16 protein-coding genes are annotated in these 21,400 nt (G+C 32.8%); all 16 read left to right on the plus strand.

The window, feature by feature from the left end; genetic code table 11:
• Positions 1–11 precede the first annotated feature (11 nt).
• Complete coding sequence (locus tag OJ995_RS05310; RefSeq protein WP_264368487.1) at positions 12–1,346, plus strand: DUF58 domain-containing protein; 1,335 nt, start codon at positions 12–14, stop codon at positions 1,344–1,346.
• Between the two features lie 9 nt (positions 1,347–1,355).
• Positions 1,356–1,904, plus strand: coding sequence for a hypothetical protein (locus tag OJ995_RS05315; RefSeq protein WP_264368488.1), 549 nt, complete (start codon positions 1,356–1,358; stop codon positions 1,902–1,904).
• A 78-nt stretch (positions 1,905–1,982) separates the two neighbouring features.
• Entirely contained in the window at positions 1,983–5,006 is a 3,024-nt protein-coding gene (locus tag OJ995_RS05320) for an amidohydrolase family protein (protein ID WP_264368489.1), read from the plus strand.
• Positions 5,007–5,008: 2 nt separating this feature from the next.
• Entirely contained in the window at positions 5,009–6,301 is a 1,293-nt protein-coding gene (locus OJ995_RS05325) for an amidohydrolase family protein (protein ID WP_264368490.1), read from the plus strand.
• 62 nt (positions 6,302–6,363) lie between these two features.
• Complete coding sequence (locus tag OJ995_RS05330) at positions 6,364–7,155, plus strand: TrmH family RNA methyltransferase (RefSeq protein WP_264368491.1); 792 nt, start codon at positions 6,364–6,366, stop codon at positions 7,153–7,155.
• 106 nt (positions 7,156–7,261) lie between these two features.
• Positions 7,262–9,481, plus strand: a complete 2,220-nt coding sequence (locus tag OJ995_RS05335) for a RelA/SpoT family protein (RefSeq protein ID WP_264368492.1) — start codon at positions 7,262–7,264, stop codon at positions 9,479–9,481.
• A gap of 94 nt (positions 9,482–9,575) precedes the next feature.
• A complete protein-coding gene (locus OJ995_RS05340; RefSeq protein WP_264368493.1) occupies positions 9,576–10,010 on the plus strand; it encodes a Fur family transcriptional regulator in 435 nt (144 codons plus the stop codon).
• 41 nt (positions 10,011–10,051) lie between these two features.
• On the plus strand, positions 10,052–11,323 hold the full coding sequence (locus OJ995_RS05345) for an adenylosuccinate synthase (RefSeq protein ID WP_264368494.1): 1,272 nt from the start codon (positions 10,052–10,054) through the stop codon (positions 11,321–11,323).
• Between the two features lie 116 nt (positions 11,324–11,439).
• A complete protein-coding gene (locus tag OJ995_RS05350) occupies positions 11,440–13,134 on the plus strand; it encodes an OstA-like protein (RefSeq protein WP_264368495.1) in 1,695 nt (564 codons plus the stop codon).
• A 71-nt stretch (positions 13,135–13,205) separates the two neighbouring features.
• Complete coding sequence (locus OJ995_RS05355; protein WP_264368496.1) at positions 13,206–14,396, plus strand: aspartate aminotransferase family protein; 1,191 nt, start codon at positions 13,206–13,208, stop codon at positions 14,394–14,396.
• Between the two features lie 180 nt (positions 14,397–14,576).
• The gene (locus tag OJ995_RS05360; protein WP_264368497.1) at positions 14,577–15,971 is read left to right on the plus strand and encodes a tetratricopeptide repeat protein; all 1,395 of its coding nucleotides are present in this window, start codon (positions 14,577–14,579) and stop codon (positions 15,969–15,971) included.
• An 11-nt stretch (positions 15,972–15,982) separates the two neighbouring features.
• A complete protein-coding gene (locus tag OJ995_RS05365) occupies positions 15,983–16,636 on the plus strand; it encodes a VTT domain-containing protein (RefSeq protein ID WP_264368498.1) in 654 nt (217 codons plus the stop codon).
• Between the two features lie 78 nt (positions 16,637–16,714).
• On the plus strand, positions 16,715–17,359 hold the full coding sequence (locus OJ995_RS05370) for a VTT domain-containing protein (RefSeq protein ID WP_264368499.1): 645 nt from the start codon (positions 16,715–16,717) through the stop codon (positions 17,357–17,359).
• 100 nt (positions 17,360–17,459) lie between these two features.
• Positions 17,460–18,215 (plus strand): shikimate dehydrogenase family protein, encoded by a 756-nt coding sequence (locus tag OJ995_RS05375; RefSeq protein WP_264368500.1) that lies wholly within the window; start codon positions 17,460–17,462, stop codon positions 18,213–18,215.
• Positions 18,216–18,589: 374 nt separating this feature from the next.
• Positions 18,590–20,473 (plus strand): DUF349 domain-containing protein, encoded by a 1,884-nt coding sequence (locus tag OJ995_RS05380; RefSeq protein WP_264368501.1) that lies wholly within the window; start codon positions 18,590–18,592, stop codon positions 20,471–20,473.
• Between the two features lie 170 nt (positions 20,474–20,643).
• Positions 20,644–21,312 carry a hypothetical protein gene (locus OJ995_RS05385; protein WP_264368502.1) on the plus strand — a complete coding sequence of 223 codons (669 nt, stop codon included), beginning with the start codon at positions 20,644–20,646 and terminating at the stop codon, positions 21,310–21,312.
• The last annotated feature ends 88 nt before the right edge of the window (positions 21,313–21,400 follow it).

Below are 21,400 nucleotides of genomic sequence, written 5' to 3' on the forward strand. Positions count from 1 at the left end.
ATTTTTAAACAATGCGCAGAATTTTCAAACAGCTTTATCTTAATAATTTTCTTTTTTATTGCCTGATGGGAATCATTTTGCTATTCACAATAGCATATTTTTTTCCCTCATTATATCATGCTGTTTGGTATGTTTTATATGTTTTAATAGTATTCGTATTAATTGATATCTTATTACTTTTTGGTACTAAAAAAAAGGTAATAGGTATCCGAAACATGTCTGAAAAACTGTCTAATGGTGATGAAAATGAAATTTATATTGCATTAAACAATCAGTTTACTTTCCCTGTTCGTTTAAAAATAATAGATGAAATTCCGTTTCAATTTCAGCAACGAAATTTTGAAGTCATAAGAAAAATAAAAGCTCAAACAAAAGATGATTATCGCTACATTTTAAGACCAACGGAACGCGGTGAATATTTTTTTGGAAATCTTAATATCTACGTTACATCTCCCCTTCGATTAGTAAGTAGAAGATTTACTTACGACAACAATCAAATGGTTCCTACTTATCCATCGTATATGCAATTAAGAAAATACGATTTAATGGCATTCTCTAATAATTTATTCCAATATGGATTAAAGAAAATTAGAAGAATTGGACATACTATGGAATTTGAACAAATTAAAGAATATGTTCAAGGAGATGATTTAAGAACCATTAATTGGAAAGCAACAGCGAAAAAAAATCAATTAATGGTAAATCAATACCAAGATGAAAAATCACAAAATGTGTATATGGTAATTGATAAAGGAAGAGTTATGAAAATGCCTTTCAATGATTTGAGTCTTTTAGATTATGCCATCAATGCAACATTAGTTTTATCAAATGTAATTATAAAAAAACAAGATAAAGCAGGAATGTTTGCTTTCTCCAAAAAAGTTGAAAATCGTGTCGTTGCAGAAAAAAGACAAAGTCAAATGCAACAAATCATGGAAAATTTATATAACATAAAAACCGATTTTTTTGAAAGCGATTTTAGTCGTTTATATGTTGACGTAAAAAAGCATATCAATCAAAGAAGTTTAATAATTTTATATACTAATTTCGAAACACTCGACGGATTGCACCGACAACTACCTTATCTTAAAGGTATTGCAAAAAATCATTTATTGGTTGTCGTTTTTTTTAACAACACAGAGTTAAATGAACTAATACATAAAAAAGCTGATAACGTTCAAGAAATTTATGACAAAGTTATTGCTGAAAAATTCGCATTCGAGAAAAGATTAATTGTAAATGAATTAAGAAAATATGGAATCTACTCTGTTTTAACCCAACCAGAAAACTTAACTTTAGATACCATTAATAAATATCTAGAAATTAAAGCCCGAGGAATTCTTTAAAATATAAAAATGAATCTTTACGTATTAATGCAATATTGCTTTTTTGGATTCGGAATTTATAATTTATTCTTTCTTGTCTTGAGAAAAATTAAAGCTTTACAGGATAAAGTTAAATTTAAAGAAATTGATCAAGCTGCAACACTAACAATATTTTTTTGTGGACTCATTTATTTAGTCAACTGGTCTTTTGATTGGTTATATATTTTTATAAACCATGATTCTGAAAACAGTAAATATATAATTAATAGATTGAATGGTCCTTATGGATTCTCTGTATATGCACAACAATTATCCTATATAACTTCTTGTTTGCTGTTCTTCTTAAATTTTATTAAAAAAAACTCCTTTTTAAGGTTTATTATTGGTTTCATATTTCTTTTTAACTTCGAAAAATTTGTAATTATCACAAGTTCATTTCATCGTGATTACTTGCCAAGTTCATGGACAATGTATCATCAATCTTATGGTTGGTTAATAGCAGATTGGTTAATAAAAACATCAATTTTTATGAGTTTTACAACAATCACCTATTTCGTAATTAACAAGAACAAACGTTAAAAAATGTCAAAATAATTTTTCTAAGTTTAAATAACAAAGATAATTTTTATCTTTAGCCTTTACTAAACCAAAAAAAACATGAGATACTTATCGTTATTGTTAGTATTCTTTATGGCTTTAACTAGTCAAGCACAAGAATATTTTCCAAAAAATGATGGCGTAAAACAAAGCTTCAAAAACTATGTTGCTATTACAAACGCCACTATTTATGTATCAGCAACGCAAAAAATTGAAAAAGCCACGCTGTTAATCAAAGAAAACAAAATTATTGAAGTTGGAGCCAATGTTACCATTCCAAAAGGCGCTACCATTGTTGATGCTACTGGAAAAACTATTTATCCTTCTTTCATAGAATTATACAGTGAATTTGGAATTAGCAAACCAACTCCAAGACCGAATGGGAATTTCACACCTCAATACGAAAGCAACCGTGAAGGTTATTATTGGAATGACCACATCAAACCAGAATACAATGCGTATGAAAACCTAAGCTACGATCAAAAAGCAGCTGGAGGTTTAAGAGAAGCTGGTTTTGGAACAGTCTTAAGTCACCACAACGATGGTGTAATTGCAGGAACAGGTTTGCTTTGGACATTAAACGATTTCGGCACAAACGCTGATAGAATGTTAAAAGATAAAGTATCCCAACATTTCACTTTCAACAGAAGTAAATTTACCAAGCAAAGTTACCCTTCTTCTATGATGGGAAGTATGGCTTTAATTCGTCAGGTTTTTCATGATGCTAAATGGTATACTCAAGGAAATGCAACTAACAAAGATTTATCTTTAGAAGCCTTCAATGCAAATAAGTCATTACTTCAAATTTTTAACGCAGGAGATAAATTAAATGATTTAAGAGCTGATAAATTAGGAGATGAATTCGGAGTAAAATACCTAATCAAAGGTGGTGGAAACGAATTTGAGCGCATTGACGAAATCAAAAAATCAGGAGCTACTTTTATCATTCCTTTAAATTTCCCAGATGCTTACGATGTTTCTGACCCGTATTTAGCACAACAGGTAAGTTTGAGCGATATGAAATTTTGGAATCAAGCACCTTTCAACTTGAAAATTTTAGCTGAGAACAATATTTCATTTGTACTTACTACATCTGATTTAAAAGAAACAAAATCGTTCTTATCAAATTTAAGGAAGGCCGTTTTATATGGTTTACCAAAAGACAAAGCATTATTAGCTTTAACAGAAACTCCTGCAAAATTGGTAAATCAATTTGACAAAGTAGGTTCTATTTCTAAAGGAAAATTAGCGAACTTTATTATCGTTTCTGGAGATATCTTTGAAGACAAAAGCAATATCTTAGAAAACTGGGTACAAGGAAATCGAAACATCATCGATAAAATCAATCCAACTGATATCAGAGGTACTTACGATTTAGTTTTTGACAACCATAAATTCGAATTAAAAATCGAAGGTGAAACTTCAAAATTCGAAGCAAAAGCAGTTAAAGATAGTATCAACTTTGGAACAAAAATTCAGTTCAATGATCCGTGGGTGAATTTGGTTATCAAAAATCAAGATACTACAAAAGCGAATTTCGTTAGACTTTCAGGAACTTTCGTAAAAGACATGATGCAAGGAAAAGCCGTTTTAGAAAATGGAAACGAAACTTCTTGGACGGCAACTAAAAGAGCAACTGAAGTTAAAGAAGATAAAAAGAAAGACGATAAAAAAGACGAACCAAAAGTACCGTCTATGTATGCTGTAACGTATCCAAATATTTCTTTTGGAAACGACGAAAAACCAAAACAAGAAACGATTCTATTCAAAAATGTAACCGTTTGGACAGGTGAAAAAGAAGGAAATCTTAAAGAAACCGATGTTTTAATCCAAAACGGAAAAATTGCGAAAATTGGCAAAAACTTACCTTCAACTGGTGCAAAAGTAGTTGACGGAACAGGCAAACACTTAACAGCTGGAATCATCGACGAACATTCGCACATTGCTATTTCAAATGGAGTTAACGAAGGTGGTCAAAATTCATCAGCAGAAGTTACGATTGAAGATGTTGTAAATTCAGAAGACATCAATATTTACAGAAATTTAGCTGGTGGAGTTACTTCGGCTAACTTATTACATGGTTCGGCAAATCCTATTGGTGGTCGTGCAGCTTTCATCAAATTAAAATGGGGTTATTCTCCAGATGAAATGTTAGTAAAAGATGCTCCAAAATACATCAAATTTGCTTTGGGAGAAAACGTAAAACAATCGAATTGGGGTGATTTTGCTCGTAACCGTTTCCCTCAATCGCGTATGGGTGTGGAACAAGTCTATGAAGATTATTTCACAAGAGCTATCGAATACAAAAATGAGTGGGATGCCTACAAATCTGGAAAGAATAAAAAAATGCCAAGATTTGATGTAGAAATGGAAGTTTTAGGCGAAATTTTAGCTAAGAAACGTTTCATCACTTGTCACTCATACGTGCAATCGGAAATCAATATGTTAATAAAATTAGCCGAACGTTATGGATTCAAAATTCAAACATTCACTCACATTTTAGAAGGTTATAAATTAGCAGATAAAATGTCGGCTCATGGTGTTGCTGGATCTACATTTGCAGATTGGTGGGCTTACAAATATGAAGTAAATGATGCCATTCCATACAATGCAGCTATTATGCAAAATGAAGGTGTAAAAGTTTCTATTAATTCAGATGATGCTGAAATGTCAAGACGTTTGAATCAAGAAGCAGCTAAAACAGTTAAATACGGAAACGTAACAGAAGAAGAAGCTTGGAATTTCGTAACCTTAAATCCAGCTAAAATTCTTCAAGTAGATAACAAAGTAGGAAGTATTAAAGTGGGTAAAGATGCCGATGTAGTACTTTGGTCTGATAGCCCTTTATCAATTTACACAAGAGCAGAAAAAACATTAGTAGATGGAATCATTTTCTATGATTTAGAAAAAGAGAAAGAAGTGATGAGTGAAATTCAAAAAGAAAGAGCTGAATTAATCAACTTCATGTTAGACGCAAAAAACAAAGGAATGAAAACGCAATTGCCTAAGAAAAAAGAAAACGGTCATTACCACTGTGATACTTTAGGAGAATATTGCAAAGAGTCTCACTACAAATACAACTAATCATGAAAAAATATATAGTTCTTTTATTTATTTCTTTGTTTGGGTTTGCCCAACAAACGCCAGCTTCAAAACAAAGTAAATCGATTTTAATCTTAGGCGCCAAAGCGCATTTAGGAAACGGACAAGTCATTGAAAACAGTTTAATTTCAATTATCGATGGAAAAATTGCTGCAATTGGTGATGCCACTGTAATGAAACCCGCTAAACACGATATCGTGATTGAAGCTTCAGGAAAACACGTTTATCCTGGATTCATTGCACCAAACTCAACATTAGGTTTAGTAGAAATTGATGCCGTGAGAGCTTCAGATGACGAAAGTGAAATAGGTGATTTTAATCCTCATGTGAGAAGTGTTATTGCCTACAATGCAGAATCAAGATTAGTGGAAACTACACGCCCAAATGGTGTTTTATTAGCTCAAATTACACCAAGAGGTGGAAGAATTCCTGGAACATCTTCAATCGTTCAATTAGACGCTTGGAACTGGGAAGACGCTTCCATCAAAACTGATGACGGAATTCACTTAAACTGGCCAAGAAGCTATTCAAGAGCGGGTTGGTGGGCAGAACCAGGTGGAATCGAAATGAACAAAAACTACGATCCACAAGTAAAAGCTATTCAAGAGTATTTTGACAATGCTTTTGCTTATTTAGGAAGTAAAAATGCTAAAAAAGATATTCCATATGAAGCTATGAAAGGTTTACAATCGGGTGAAAAAACCTTGTTTGTAAACGCAAATGGTGAAAAAGAAATTATTGATGCCGTTTTATTCAAAAAGAAAAACAACATCAAAAACATGACAATTGTTGGTGGTTATTATGCTTTTAAAGTAGGTGCATTATTAAAAGAAAATAATGTTTCTGTTTTATTAAATCGCGTTCACAGTTTGCCACTTTTAGAAGATGAAGATGTTAATTTACCATATAAAAATGCTAAATTATTAGTAGATGCAGGCGTTTTAGTTGGCTTACAAAATGCAGGCGATATGGAACGTATGCAAACCAGAAATCTTCCGTTTTACGCTGGAACTTGTGCAGCTTGGGGACTTTCAAAAGAACAAGCGTTGCAATTAATCACAGGAAATTCAGCTAAAATTCTCGGTATAGATAACCTTTACGGAACTTTAGAAACTGGTAAGAGTGCTACATTATTTATATCAGAAGGTGATGCTTTAGATATGAAAACTAATATTATCTCGTTCGCTTTTATTGATGGAAGACAAATCAGTTTGGAAAGTCACCACACGGAATTATACGAACGTTATAAAGGAAAATTTGAACAACAAAAAAAATAAGACCAAAAGCCTTTCAGTAAATGAGAGGCTTTTTTTGTACTTTTGCACTATAATTTTTATTCATGAAACAAATCACCTCGGTTCAAAATCCGTTTATTAAATCGTTAGTTCAATTACAAGAAAAGGCAAAAGTTCGCAAACAAACGGGCACTTTTTTAATTGAAGGAAAACGCGAAATTGAATTGGCACTAAAAGGCGGTTATGAATTAGAAACCATTCTATTTTTACCCGAAATTATTTCGGAAAAACAACTAGACGATTTAACAACTAAACCGTTAAACGTAATAGAAATCTCAAAAGAAGTCTATCAAAAATTAGCTTATCGCGATACTACCGAAGGAATTTTAGCTATTGCCAAAACAAAATCATTAGCGTTATCTGATTTAAAACTTTCTAAAAATCCATTAATTTTAGTTGGGGAATCTTTAGAAAAACCAGGAAATGTCGGTGCAATTCTAAGAACAGCAGATGCCGCAAATATTGATGCAGTTATTATTGCCAATCCAAAAAGCGATTTATATAATCCAAATATTGTTCGCTCAAGCGTAGGTTGCTTGTTTACCCGACAAATTGCTATTGGAACTACAGAAGAAGTTATTGCTTATTTGAAAGCGAATAACATTAATATTTATTCGGCAACTTTACAAGATTCAACAGAATATCATACACAAAACTACACCACTCCTACCGCTTTAGTAGTAGGAACAGAAGCCACAGGTTTGTCAGAAAAGTGGAGAACCGAAAGCACTAAAAACATTATCATTCCAATGCAAGGCGAAATAGATTCTATGAATGTTTCGGTGGCAGCCGCTATTTTGCTATTCGAAGCCAAAAGACAAAGACAATTTCAATAGCAATTTCAAAATTCAACTTCAAATTTTTGTTCTTTATTCTTTTCTCTATTTTCTCTCTTGTACAATTAGAAAAAATACTTTACTTTTAGTTGGTTAAAGAAAATGTATGACAGAGTTAGAATTAGAAGCCGAAAACAAAGCCATTGCGCAAGAATATAAAGAATTACTTCGCATCAGTTATCAAACTCTTACTGATGAAGACAAAAAAATCATCCGTAAAGCATTTGATGTAGCTGTTGATGCCCATAAAGACCAACGAAGAAAATCAGGTGAAGCCTATATTTTTCACCCAATTGCCGTAGCTAAAATTGTAGCGCGCGATATTGGTTTGGGAGCCACTTCTATTGCCGCAGCTTTAATGCACGATGTGGTGGAAGATACTGATATTACAGTTGAGGACATTGAAAAAATGTTCAACCCTAAAATCGCTCAATTGGTTGAAGGTCTAACCAAAATTGCCAAAGTTAAAACCGATCAGGAAATTTCTATTCAAGCAGAAAATTTCCGTAAAATGCTATTAACGTTAAATGATGACGTTCGGGTAATTTTAATTAAAATCGCTGACCGATTGCATAACATGCAAACTATGGGAAGTATGGTGGATTACAAGCAAGCCAAAATTGCTTCCGAAACACTTTATATTTATGCACCACTAGCCCATCGTTTAGGATTATATAACATCAAAACCAAATTAGAAGATTTAGGTTTAAAATATACCGAACCCGAAGTTTACAACGATATTGTAAGTAAAATTAAAGAAACCAAAGAAGAGCAAGATGAATACATCAAAACTATTTCGGATGTATTGAGCAAATCAATGGTTGAGGAAGGAATAGAATTCACAATCAAAGGCCGCCCAAAATCGATTTATTCGATCCGTAGAAAGATGAAAGTTCAAGGCGTTACTTTTGATGAAGTTTACGACAAATTTGCGCTTCGAATTATTTACAAAGCCAACCAACATGACGAAAAATTCATTGCTTGGAAAATATATTCTGTAGTTACTGATCATTATCGTCCTTCGCCAAGTCGTTTACGTGATTGGATTTCTTCCCCAAAATCGTCTGGTTATGAAGCACTTCATATTACCGTAATGGGACCAAAAGGCCGTTGGGTAGAAATTCAAGTGCGAAGCGAACGCATGGATGAAATTGCCGAAAAAGGCTACGCTGCACATTACAAATATAAAAATGGTGCTACTGAAGAACACGGTTTGGAAATTTGGCTAAACCAATTAAAGGAAGCATTAGAAAATTCTTCCACTAATGCGGTTGACTTTGTAGAAGATTTTAAACTGAATTTGTATGCCAAAGAAATCTATGTGTTCACTCCAAAAGGTGAAATTAAATCGTTACCAAAAGGAGCAACATCTTTAGATTTTGCTTTTAGTATCCACTCAGAAATTGGTGTAAAAACTAGAGGAACTAGAGTAAACGGAAAATTAGTTCCGCTAAATCATGTTTTAAATAGTGGTGATCAAGTTGAAATTATTACATCGGCTAATCAAAAACCAACTTCTCAATGGTTGGATTATGTAACCACTTCGAGAGCGAAAAACAAAATTAAAAACGTTTTAAACGAGAATACTAAGAAGATTGCAGAAGACGGAAAAGAAATTCTTACTCGTAAATTACGCCACTTAAAAATTACCTTAAACGAAAATACCACAAACGAATTAGTAAATTTCTTCAAATTACAAACTAGTTTAGATTTATACTATCGTGCTGGAATTGGCGCTATAGAAAACCAACAATTAAAGGAATACGCAGCTCAAAAAAGTAACACATTGGTTAATTTCTTTAAGAAAACAATCAAGCGTTCGCCTTCTAGCCAACCGGAACAAATCAATAAAAATGAAATCAGTAAAAAATATGATTTATTGGTATTTGGTTCAGAGCAAGATAAATTAGATTATAAGCTTTCCACCTGTTGCCATCCGATTCCTGGTGATGAAGTATTTGGATTTGTAACAATTAACGAAGGAATAAAAGTGCACAGAAAAGATTGTCCGAATGCCATTAGCATGCAATCTAATTACGCTTACCGAATTATCCCTGCTAAATGGATTGATTCTTCACAAGAAGAATTTAAAGCCATTTTGAAAATCACAGGAATGGATATTTTAGGATTAACAAATGACCTAACAAAAGTAATTTCAAACCAAATGCACGTAAACATACAAAGCATCTCGTTAAATACAGACGCTGGTATATTCTACGGACAAGTGGCAGTAGTAGTTCAAAACAATACCATTCTAAAAAAATTGATTGAAAACATCAAAAAGGTTGATGGAATTGACAAAGTGACACGTGTTTATAATAATTAACAAAAGTTAATAACTAAAGTTTTCATTTAGATTTTACGGTTTAGTCATATCAAAAAATAACACTATCTTTGCCCATATTTCAGTTACCAAAACGATGGAAAACAACAATCAAGAAATTGTAAAGAATGTTTTTACTAAATTTTTAGAAGAAAAAGCACACCGAAAAACACCGGAACGTTACGCAATTCTTCAGGAAATTTACAATGCTACCGAGCATTTTGATATCGAATCTTTGTACATCAAAATGAAAAATAAAAACTATCGTGTGAGTAGAGCCACGCTTTACAATACAATCGAACTTTTATTAGAATGCGGTTTGGTGCGTCGTCATCAATTTGGACAAAATCAGGCACATTACGAAAAATCGTATTTCGATAAACAACACGACCACATTATTTTAACTGATTCTGGTGAAGTTATTGAATTTTGTGACCCAAGAATTCAACAAATTAAACAAACCATGGAAGAAATGTTTGGAATTAATATTACAAACCATTCCCTTTACTTCTACGGAACAAAAAAACAATAAAACACACAACTAAACATTAATTTTTAAAACTAACTACTAAAATGACTGTAGATTTACTACTTGGATTACAATGGGGAGATGAAGGAAAAGGAAAAATCGTTGACGTTCTTACTTCAAAATATGATATTATTGCTCGTTTTCAAGGTGGACCAAACGCTGGGCATACTTTAGAATTCGACGGAATCAAACACGTTTTAAGAACTATTCCTTCTGGAATTTTCCACAAAAACGCTATTAATATCATTGGAAATGGTGTTGTAATCGACCCAGTAGTTTTTCAAAAAGAAATTGAAGGTTTAGCAAAATTCGATATGGATGTAACGGCTAAATTATTTATTTCTAGAAAAGCACACTTAATTTTACCTACACACCGTTTATTAGATGCCGCTTCTGAAGCATCAAAAGGAAAAGCGAAAATTGGTTCTACTTTAAAAGGAATTGGACCAACTTACATGGACAAAACGGGTAGAAACGGACTTCGTGTAGGTGATTTAGAACTTGAAGACTTCAAACAACGTTATAGAGTTTTAGCAGACAAACATGAAGCTATGATTGCATTCTACGATGTTGATTTACAATACGATTTAAAAGAAATGGAAGAAGAATTTTTCTTAGCTGTAAAAGAGCTGAAAAAACTAACTTTCATTGATAGCGAAGAATACTTAAACAAAGCCTTAAAAGAAGGAAAATCAATCTTAGCAGAAGGAGCACAAGGCTCTTTACTAGATGTTGATTTTGGAACATATCCATTTGTTACTTCTTCAAATACAACTGCAGCCGGTGCTTGTACAGGTTTAGGAATTGCTCCTAACAAAGTAAAAGACGTATTCGGAATTTTCAAAGCGTACACTACTCGTGTAGGTAGCGGACCTTTCCCAACAGAAGATTTTGACGAGGCTGGACAAACAATGGCTAAAGTAGGAAACGAATTTGGATCAGTTACAGGACGTGCGCGTCGTTGTGGTTGGTTAGATTTAGTTGCTTTAAAATATGCGGTTCAAGTAAATGGTGTAACACAATTATACATGATGAAAGGCGACGTTCTTTCTGGATTTGATACGTTACAAGTTTGTACAGGATATAACTACAAAGGACAAGCAATTCAACACTTACCATATAACATTGAACCAGAAAATGTAACGCCAATTTTTACAGAAATGAAAGGTTGGAAAGCTGATTTAACAGGAATGACAACGTATGATGAATTACCTCAAGAATTAAAAACATATATCGAATTCATTGAAAAAGAAGTGGAAGTGCCAATCAAAGTAATTTCAGTTGGACCAGACAGAAAACAAACGATAATGAAATAATCACTAAAAACGCTTTCAATTGAAAGCGTTTTTTTATACTCTTAAATGATAAAATATTCTTAATTATCAATGGCTTTTCGAGTTTTTACTTAAATTTGGCTCAAAATAAATTCGACTTGAAAAACACATTTTTTTATATCGCCTTCTTATTGCTGTCAGTAACCTTTTCGGTGGCGCAGGAAAAGAAAAAAATTATCATTGAAAACTCCGATTTCGTAGATATGAATCAAACCGAAATTCCAGGCGCTATTGTGTTTACTGGAAATGTTCGCATCATACACAATGGAGTAAAAATGTTTTGCAATAAAGCGTATCATTTTAAAGATGAAAATTACGTAAAAGCATTTGGAAATGTTCAAATGAATCAAGGCGATACCATCACAATGAACAGCCGTTATGCGGAATATAATGGTGACAAAGAGTTTGCTTTTGCTACAGGAGATGTAGTTTTACGTTCTCCAGAATCTACATTGACTACCGACACTGTTTATTTTGATAAGAAAAATCAAGAAGCGTTTTACAACACCTACGGTACCATTCGTAACAAAGAAAATACGTTAAGAAGTAAATCGGGACGCTATTATGTAGACCAAAAGAAATACAAATTTACAACTGCAGTGACCGTTACGAATCCGGAAAGCACCATCAAAACTAATAATTTAGATTATTACGAAAATTCAGGTCATGCATATGTTTTTGGACCTTCTACCATTACTAGTAAAGAAAACGTAATTTATACCGAAAACGGATTTTACGACACTACGAATGATGTTGGAAAACTATCAAAAAATTCTAAAATCACGCTAGATAACAAAATAATTGAAGGCGATGATTTGTATTATGACCGAAAGAAAAACTATTCAAGAGGTATCAACAATGTAAAAATTACCGACACCATCAATAAGGTTATTGCTACAGGTCATTACGCGGAATTATACCGAAATGCGGCTACCAAAAAAGACTCGATGATTTTAACCAAAAGAGCTTTAGTAAAAACATTGGTAGAAAAAGATACTTTGTATATGCATGGTAAAAAAATCATTGTTTCGGGGCCTCAAGAAGATCGTGTAATTCGTGCTTTTAACAATGTACGTTTTTACAAAAGTGATATGAGTGGGAAATGTGATTCGCTTCATTCCAACAATAAAACTCAGTTGACGAAAATGATTGGAAAACCTATTCTTTGGAACAACGAAAACCAAATGACAGGTGACATCATGCATTTAATTGGAAACAACAAAACACAAAAATTAGATTCGCTAAAAGTACTCAATAACGCATTTATCATTCAAAAAGAAAGTCTCAGTAAAAATGGATACAACCAGATAAAAGGACAAAATTTGTATGGAAAATTTGTGGATAGTAAACTAAAAGAAGTTGATGTAGTTAAAAACGCCGAAGTCATTTATTACATGTACAACGATGCCAATGAGTTTATTGGAATCAACAAAACAGTTTGTAGTAAAATCAATTTGGAACTAGAAGAAAATAAAATCAATTCGATTACTTTCTTCACCAAAACGGATAGTCACATTTATCCCGAGAAAGATTTTCCAGAAAACGCTCGAAAACTAAGAGGTTTCCTATGGCGTGGTGATGAACGCGTCTTATCAAAAGATGATATTTTCCCTGCGGATGAAATTGCATTAGACGATAAAATTCAAATCGAAGCCAAAAAGAAAGCTGTAGCTGCCGAAAAACCAATGGAGATTCTTCCAGAAACTCTAGAATTCGACGACAATAAAAAAGTTGAAGAAAAGAAAACTGAGAAAAAAACGGATTCAAAAAAGAAAACAGCTCCAAAAAAATAATCAATTAATTAGTTAAAAAGTTTAGCTTATTTTCAGTTAAACAATTTAACATAGTAACGATTCTACAAAAAATGATTGAAGATTTTTTTAAATACCAAGCCCAAACTTCACCTCACCCATTAGCCATGGAAATTTCTCATGCTAAAGGTTCTTATATTTACGATACAGCTGGCAATGCCTATTTGGATATGGTTGCTGGAGTTTCGGCAAACACATTAGGTCATCAACCACAAAGAGTGAATGATGCTATCAAAAAACAATTAGACACCTACTCTCATGTAATGGTGTATGGCGAATACGCCCAACATCCTGCAACGGAATTATGTAAATTATTAGCACAACATCTTCCCTATCCACTAACGAAAACGTATTTAGTGAATTCAGGAACGGAAGCTATTGAAGGTGCTTTAAAATTAGCTCGTCGTGTAACTGGAAGAAGTCAATTAATCTCATGTCATAATGCTTATCATGGAAATACTATGGGAAGTATGAGTGTGATGGGATTTGAAGAACGCAAACATATATTTCGTCCTTTAATTCCTGATGTTGATTTTATTACATTCAATAACGAAGCAGATTTAGAAAAAATTACCACTAGAACAGCTGGAGTTTTATTAGAAACCATTCAAGGTGGCGCCGGATTTATTGAACCTCAAAATGATTTTCTTAAAAAAGTACGCCAACGTTGTGATGAAGTTGGTGCTATCATGATATTAGACGAAATTCAACCCGGATTTGGTCGCACCGGAAAACTTTTCGGATTCCAAAATTACGATGTTGTTCCTGATGTGGTAGTTATGGGGAAAGGAATGGGTGGCGGAATGCCTGTTGGTGCTTTCACAGCATCAGCAGAAATGATGGATTTACTAAGTCACGATCCTAAACTAGGTCATATTACCACTTTTGGCGGACATCCTGTCATTGCGGCAGCTAGTTTAGCTACCTTGCAAGAAGTTACTGAAACCAATTTAATGGCTGAAACTTTAGAAAAAGAGCAATTATTCCGAAGCCTTTTAGTCCATCCATTAATCAAAGAAATTCGCGGTCGAGGTCTTATGATTGCTGCGATGACCGATTCTCCAGAGATTACAAATGAAGTAATTTTACGTTGTCACAAAAGAGGTGTCATCTTATTTTGGCTCCTTTTCGAAGGTTGCGCTGTTCGAATTACACCGCCATTAACCATTAGTAATGAAGAAATTACAAAAGGATGTGGCATTATTATTGAGGTATTAAATGAGATAGAAAGAGAAATGAAGTAGGAAGTTGGAAGATGGGAGTTTAAGTTTTATTAGTCTAAAATCTATTTTGAATTGTAACTTGACATTACAATTTCCATTGAAAATTGTTAATTAAATTGTTTACAACAATTCAAACCCCAAACCACTACCCCAATATTATTCCTTAATTTTAATAAGGATAAAATCATAAAACGAAGCGCTATGAATTTGAGTCACGAAGAAGAAGAAAACAGCTTGTCCTTATCTAAATTTGAATCAATGTTAAAAACTAACAAAGTTTTTTTCTTTGATTCTGAGGAGTTTGAAGATATTATTCTTCATTATATGGATACCGGCCGATTGAACTTGGCCAAAAAAGCGCTAAAATTAGGTTTAGAACAACATCCAAAATCTACCGGATTAAAATTAGTTCAGGTAGAAATGTTGGTTTATGAAGACAAACTCGATATTGCTGAAAAGTTATTAAACGAGTTATATGCTATTGAACCAACTAACGAAGAAATTTATATCCAAAAAGCCAACATACATTCTAAACGAGACGAACACGAAAAGGCTATTTCTTTTCTAAAAATCGCTTTGAAATATACTGATGATTATGCTGATGTATATTCGATGATTGGAATGGAATATCTTTTCATGGACAATTTAGAACTGGCTAAAGAAAATTTCATCAAATGTTTAGACGAAGATACCGAAGATTATTCGGCACTATATAACGTTGTGTATTGTTTTGATTTCTTAGATCAAAACGAAGAAGCAATCGTTTATCTAAACAAATTCATTGATAAAAATCCGTATAGTGAAGTTGCTTGGCATCAGTTAGGCAGACAATATTATGCGTTAAAAAACTACGAAAAAGCAGTTTGGGCTTTTGATTACGCTACTTTAATTGACGAAACCTTCTTAGGTGCGTACATGGAAAAAGCTAAATCATATGAAAAACTAAAAAAATATCAAGAAGCAATTGATTGCTACAACATTACATTAGAATTAGATGATCCTTCTTCTTTTGTTTTGCTTCGTGTGGCGAAATGTTACGAGCGTTTAGGAAATACTGAATTCGCACTAAACTACTACCTAAAAACGGTTCACGAAGACCCATTGTTAGACAAAGGTTGGATTGCTATTACCGATTTTTACATTCGTCAAAAAAACTATCAAAAAGCGTTATATTACGTAAACAAAGCTATCGGAATTGATGGCGATAATTCGTTATACTGGAAACGTTTTGCAGCTGTAAATACAGCACTTCATTTCTTTGAAGAAGCAGAATATGGTTACCGAAAAGCATTTGAAAGTGGCGATATTAATTTAGATACATTCACACTTTGGACAGACGTTTTACAATATTTAGGAGAGTTTGATACTGCTATTGAAATTCTTTTAGAAGCATGCAATGTATTACCTGATGAATATGAAATGGAGTATCGTTTAGCAGGATTATATTTCTTAACAGACGATGTTACTAAAGGAAATCTTCACTTAATAAATGGAATGAAATTAGAACCAAAACATCTATCTTTGTTTCAAGAGTTATTCCCAGTAGTTTGGGAAAGAACGGAAGTTCAGAATACAATTGCAAAATTTAAAAAATAGTCCCCAAATTAATGGAAATAGTACACTTTTTATTAGAATTTTTAAAAGACCCTTTAACTGTAATTCAAGAATTAATTCAACAATATGACAACCTGATTTATTTCATTTTATTCATGGTTGTTTTCGTAGAAACCGGATTTGTAATCATGCCTTTATTACCTGGTGATTCGATGCTTTTTGCTATTGGAGTAATCGCTGCGACAACTGGACAATTAAGCATGGCTATTATTATTCCGTTGTTAATTGTAGCCGCGTTATTAGGAGATAATCTTAATTATTTCGTTGGACATAAATTTGGCGAATTGATTAAAGAAAAAAAGAAAATTCTATTCCTAAAAAAAGAATATATCACACAAACTGAAACTTTCTTTGAAAAAAACGGAGGAAAAGCGGTTATTATGGCTCGTTTTGTTCCTATCGTTCGTACCATTGCTCCTTTTGTGGCTGGAGCTGGAAGTATGCAATATTACAGATACATTTTCTATTGCATCACAGGTGCTATTATTTGGGTAACCAGTATTACATTCTTAGGTTACTTCTTAGGACAAGTGCCTTGGGTAAAAGCCAACTTCGAAAAAGTAGTTTTATCCATCATCATCCTTTCTGTTTTACCAATTATTATTAAACTATTTAAAAAGAAAAAAGGTACCGAAATCCAATCTTAGTTTAAAACAAGCTTTTGAATAAAACTATCGCCCCAAACAAACCCAAACCTAAAAATTTAAAATACACCAACCATTATAATGGAAATTATCGATTTTTTATCTGCCTTTCTGAATGATCCTTTAACCGTAATACAAGATTTAATTATTCAATACGATTACCTAATTTACTTAATCTTATTCTTAGTTATTTTTGCAGAAACTGGCTTCGTTTTTATGCCACTTTTACCAGGAGATTCTTTGCTTTTTGCTATTGGCGTAATTGCTGCTTCTACAGGACAATTAAGTATGTCAATTATCATTCCTTTATTAATTATTGCTGCTTTACTTGGTGATAACTTAAACTACTTTGTAGGAAATAAATTTGGCAATCTCATAAAGCAAAAAAAGAAAATCCTTTTTCTTAAAAAAGAATACATCACTCATACCGAAACTTTCTTCGAAAAAAACGGAGGAAAAGCAATCATCATGGCTCGTTTTGTTCCCGTATTAAGAACCATTGCACCTTTTGTGGCTGGAGCAGGAAGCATGCCGTACATTAAATATATTGTTTTTTGTGTCTTAGGAGCGTTTATTTGGGTAACTAGCTTAACCTTTTTAGGGTATTTCTTAGGTCAAGTCGTTTGGGTGAAAGAAAATTTTGATATGGTTATTTTATTAATAACACTACTTTCAGTTTCTCCTGTTATCATTAAAGTAATTAAAAAGAAACTAGCAAAAGAATAATTTTATTTCACTTAATTTAAAAAATAAACATTGTCTTAACAATTTATAATAAAATACTATTTAAATTTGATTCTTTATAAACTCTGAAAATCTTTTACCAATGAAAAAGAAAACAAAAAAACAGTTGAAATTTGGCTTAATTGGCCGAAATATAAGCTATTCTTTTTCAAAAAAGTATTTCAATGAGAAGTTTGAAATTGGTCATTTTGACAATTGCGAATACAAGAATTACGACATTGAAAGCATCAAAGAGTTTCCAAAAGTAATTACCGAAATTAAAGGGTTACGTGGTTTAAACGTGACGATTCCGTACAAAGAAGAGATTATTCCGTATTTGGATAAATTATCGAAAACAGCTAAGAAAATTGGTGCGGTAAATTGCGTTACGATTTCCAAAAAGAAAAAACTAAAAGGTTACAACACCGATTACCACGGATTCAAAAAATCGATAAAACCTTTATTGAAAGACCATCATAAAAAAGCGTTGATTTTAGGAACTGGTGGCGCAAGTAAAGCAATCGCATACGCCTTACGAAGCTTAAAAATCGAATACGATTTTGTTTCCAGAACAGCAGATGAATTTCAATACAAATACGAAGAATTAGACGCTGCTATTTTCGAAGATTACACTATTATCATCAATACCACTCCAGTAGGAACGCATCCTAATGTGGACGATTGTCCGAATTTAGATTACAGTTTGTTTACCAAAAAACACATAGCCTACGACTTAATTTACAATCCAGAAGAAACCGCATTTTTAAGAAAAGCCAAAGCACAAGGCGCCGTGACTAAAAACGGTTATGAAATGCTGGTTTTACAGGCGGAAAAGGCTTGGAAAATTTGGAATGAGTAAATAAGCACTCGGATGACACGGGTTTTCTAGCACGGGTTATAACTGATTTTTCTTTTAAACACATAGATACATTAGAAAAACTATGCGTTGATTTTAGGCATTGCACTTTGCATAGAAAACATTTAATTGTGCGTTTACTCTGAAACACACAAAATCAAAAACTCTTCAAAAAACCAATCCCAAGAAAGCCTTTTGTTAGCTATCTAACCCCGATAGAAGCGACACCTTGTAAAGCGGATAGCGGGAAAATGGATGGCAAGAATGCCCAAAACACTCGTTTCAAAGAAAATAAGCGATAATTGGACGATTTTTTTTGAATTTTCGGAGTGCTTTAGTATCTTCACACAATATTAGTAACCTTAAGCATTTACACAATGTCAGAAGCAACACATGATAACCTGCACAACGCAGATGGACAAGACCAAATGGAACAATTAGATGGCGTTACCATTATTAGTCAATCGGTATTAGAGGAAATAGACAATTCTAATGCGGAAGAAAGCGAAGATGATTCGATAAAAGAAAAGCACGAAATTCCGGTATTGGATTATGATGCGATGTCGATGGAAGCCTTAACCGATGAGCTAGAAAAATTAGTCAACAACGAAAAAGTAATGGCGATTAAAGACCATGTAGAAGGCATTAGAAAAGCTTTTTCGGACAAATACCACCATTTTATAGACGAGAAAAAAGAGGAATTCTTAGCTCAAAACAACGAAGAAGGTTTAGATTTTGAGTATCACTTTCCTTTAAAAAATAAGTTTGATGGCATTTACAACGCGTACAAAGCAAGCAAAGCCAAACATTTCAAACAATTACAAAACAATTTAGAGCAAAATTTTGCCGTTCGTGAAGGCTTAATCGAAGAGTTGAAAAACTTAATCGATTCTGGTGATTCGAATATTGGCGATATGTTCAAAAAAGTAAACGACATTCGTGAGCGTTGGAAAAATGCAGGTGCGATTCCAAGAGACAAATACAACATCTTGTGGAACAATTACCATTTTCATATTGAGCGTTTTTACGACATCATGCACTTAGACAAAGAAGCGCGTGACTTAGATTTGAAAAACAATTTAGAGCAAAAGCAACATATTATTGCTAAAGCGAAAGAATTGCTAAACGAAGAAGATGTAATGAAAGCCTTCCGTGAATTGCAATTGTTACACCGCGTTTGGAAAGAAGAAATTGGTCCAGTTGATCGTGAACACAGAGAAGCGATTTGGGACGAATTCAGCGAAATTACCAAACAAATGCACGACAAGCGTGAAGCTTTATACGCAGTAGCAAGAGGAAAAGAAACAGATAATTTAGCGGTTAAAAACGAAATTATAGTGCTAATTGAAACTTTGGGAACCGAGAAAATCGATTCGCACAGCGGATGGCAAGCGCAAATTAAGAAAATGGAAGCGTTGCGCGAAGCGTTCTTTAAAGCAGGCAAAGTTCCAGCGGAAGTGACTGAGGAAACTTGGGCTAAATTTAAAAATGCGGTTCGAGCTTTTAATGCACACAAAAACGTTTTCTATAAAGACATCAAACACGAGCAACACGAGAATTTAACTAAGAAATTGGAATTAGTAGAAAAAGCAAAATCGTTAAAAGAAAGTACCGATTTCGCTGCGACTACTCCAGTTATGAAGAAAATTCAGGACGATTGGAAGAAAATTGGACATGTGCCTCGTAAATATTCGGATAGCATTTGGAAAGACTTTAAAGATGCGTGTAATGCGTATTTTGACAGAATGCACGAAGCTAAAAATGCCGAAACAGGTGAAGAAGTAGAAGCATTTGAAAAGAAAAAAGCATTTTTAGAAGAGTTGAAATCGTTTACATTAACTGGCGAACACAAAGCGGATTTAGATGCGATAAAAGAACACATTGCTACTTGGAAAACTTTTGGAAAAGTGCCTTTTAACAGAAGACACATTGAAGGAAAATTCAATAAGATTTTAGATGCCTTATTTGAAAAACTAAGTATGTCTAAAAAAGACACCGAAATGATGCGTTTTAGCAACCGTTTAGAGCAAATGAGCGACAACGACGACAAACGTGCTTTAGAACAAGAGCAATTCTTTATTAGAAAGAAAATCGACGAAGTACAAAGCGAAATTTTCCAATTAGAGAACAACATTCAGTTTATTAGCAGTAGTTCTAAAGGTGAAAATCCTTTTATTAAAGAAGTTCAAAAAAGCATTGAACGCCACAAAGACGACTTGAAATTGTGGAAAGAAAAACTACAGCAAATTAAAAATATGTAAGATAGAATCCCGAGTTAAGGCTCGGGATTTTTTTTGTTTGTTTAAAACTTTAACAAAATGTGCAGAAAAACTACAGTAAGGGTTGTAGGAGTTTGATTATTTTTGTGAAAGAACTTAATGTTATGCATTATGATATTAGTTAGCTTATATGTTTCAAAAATTACGAACAAATGAAAAACAACAAATTTGATATATACGAAATAGAAAATATTGAAGATTGTATTCCTTCATTAGAGAAAATGTATAAGTTCAAATTTGAAGAAGGGGAAACTCAAATGGTTAAAAATTTCGATGAATTTTGCGATTTGATAATAACTAAAATTGACTATGAGAATGTTGAAACCTGTACTACTCAACAAGCATTTTATAAATTACGAAATTCATTAATTGAAGAAAAAATATCTGAGAAAGAGAACGTAAAATTAGAAACTAAACTCAAAGATCTATTTCCAAGGAAAAACAGAATTAAACTTGTAAAAAGAGTCGAAAATAACATTGGATTTAACTTAAACATACTAGGACCTCCAAAATTTGTTTTTTATTCCTTGGTTATACTATTATTCACATCTATAATTTTTATTTTTATAAATTATAAATTTGGAATTTTAGGAATAGTAATTTCAATTTTAGGTTTTTATCTATCTTTTCGTTTTGGAAAAGAATTAGAAATTGGAACTTTAAAGGAGTTAGTAGAAAAAATAACTATCGAAAATTACCTTGCAGTCAGAACACAAAAAAATTCTGTAAATAAGTCTGAATTAAAAAAAGTAATAACAGATTGGTTTGTTGAAAATACTGGTATTGAAAAAGAAAAATTGATAAACGCGACGTTCGAATAACAACAGCTAAAACAAACGTCACGCTTATGAACACAAAAAAGCATAAAAAAATATCATCCCTACAGGACTTACTAATCGTTGTGTTTAT

The sequence above is a fragment of the Flavobacterium lacisediminis genome (assembly GCF_025909975.1).
Classification (GTDB): domain Bacteria; phylum Bacteroidota; class Bacteroidia; order Flavobacteriales; family Flavobacteriaceae; genus Flavobacterium; species Flavobacterium lacisediminis.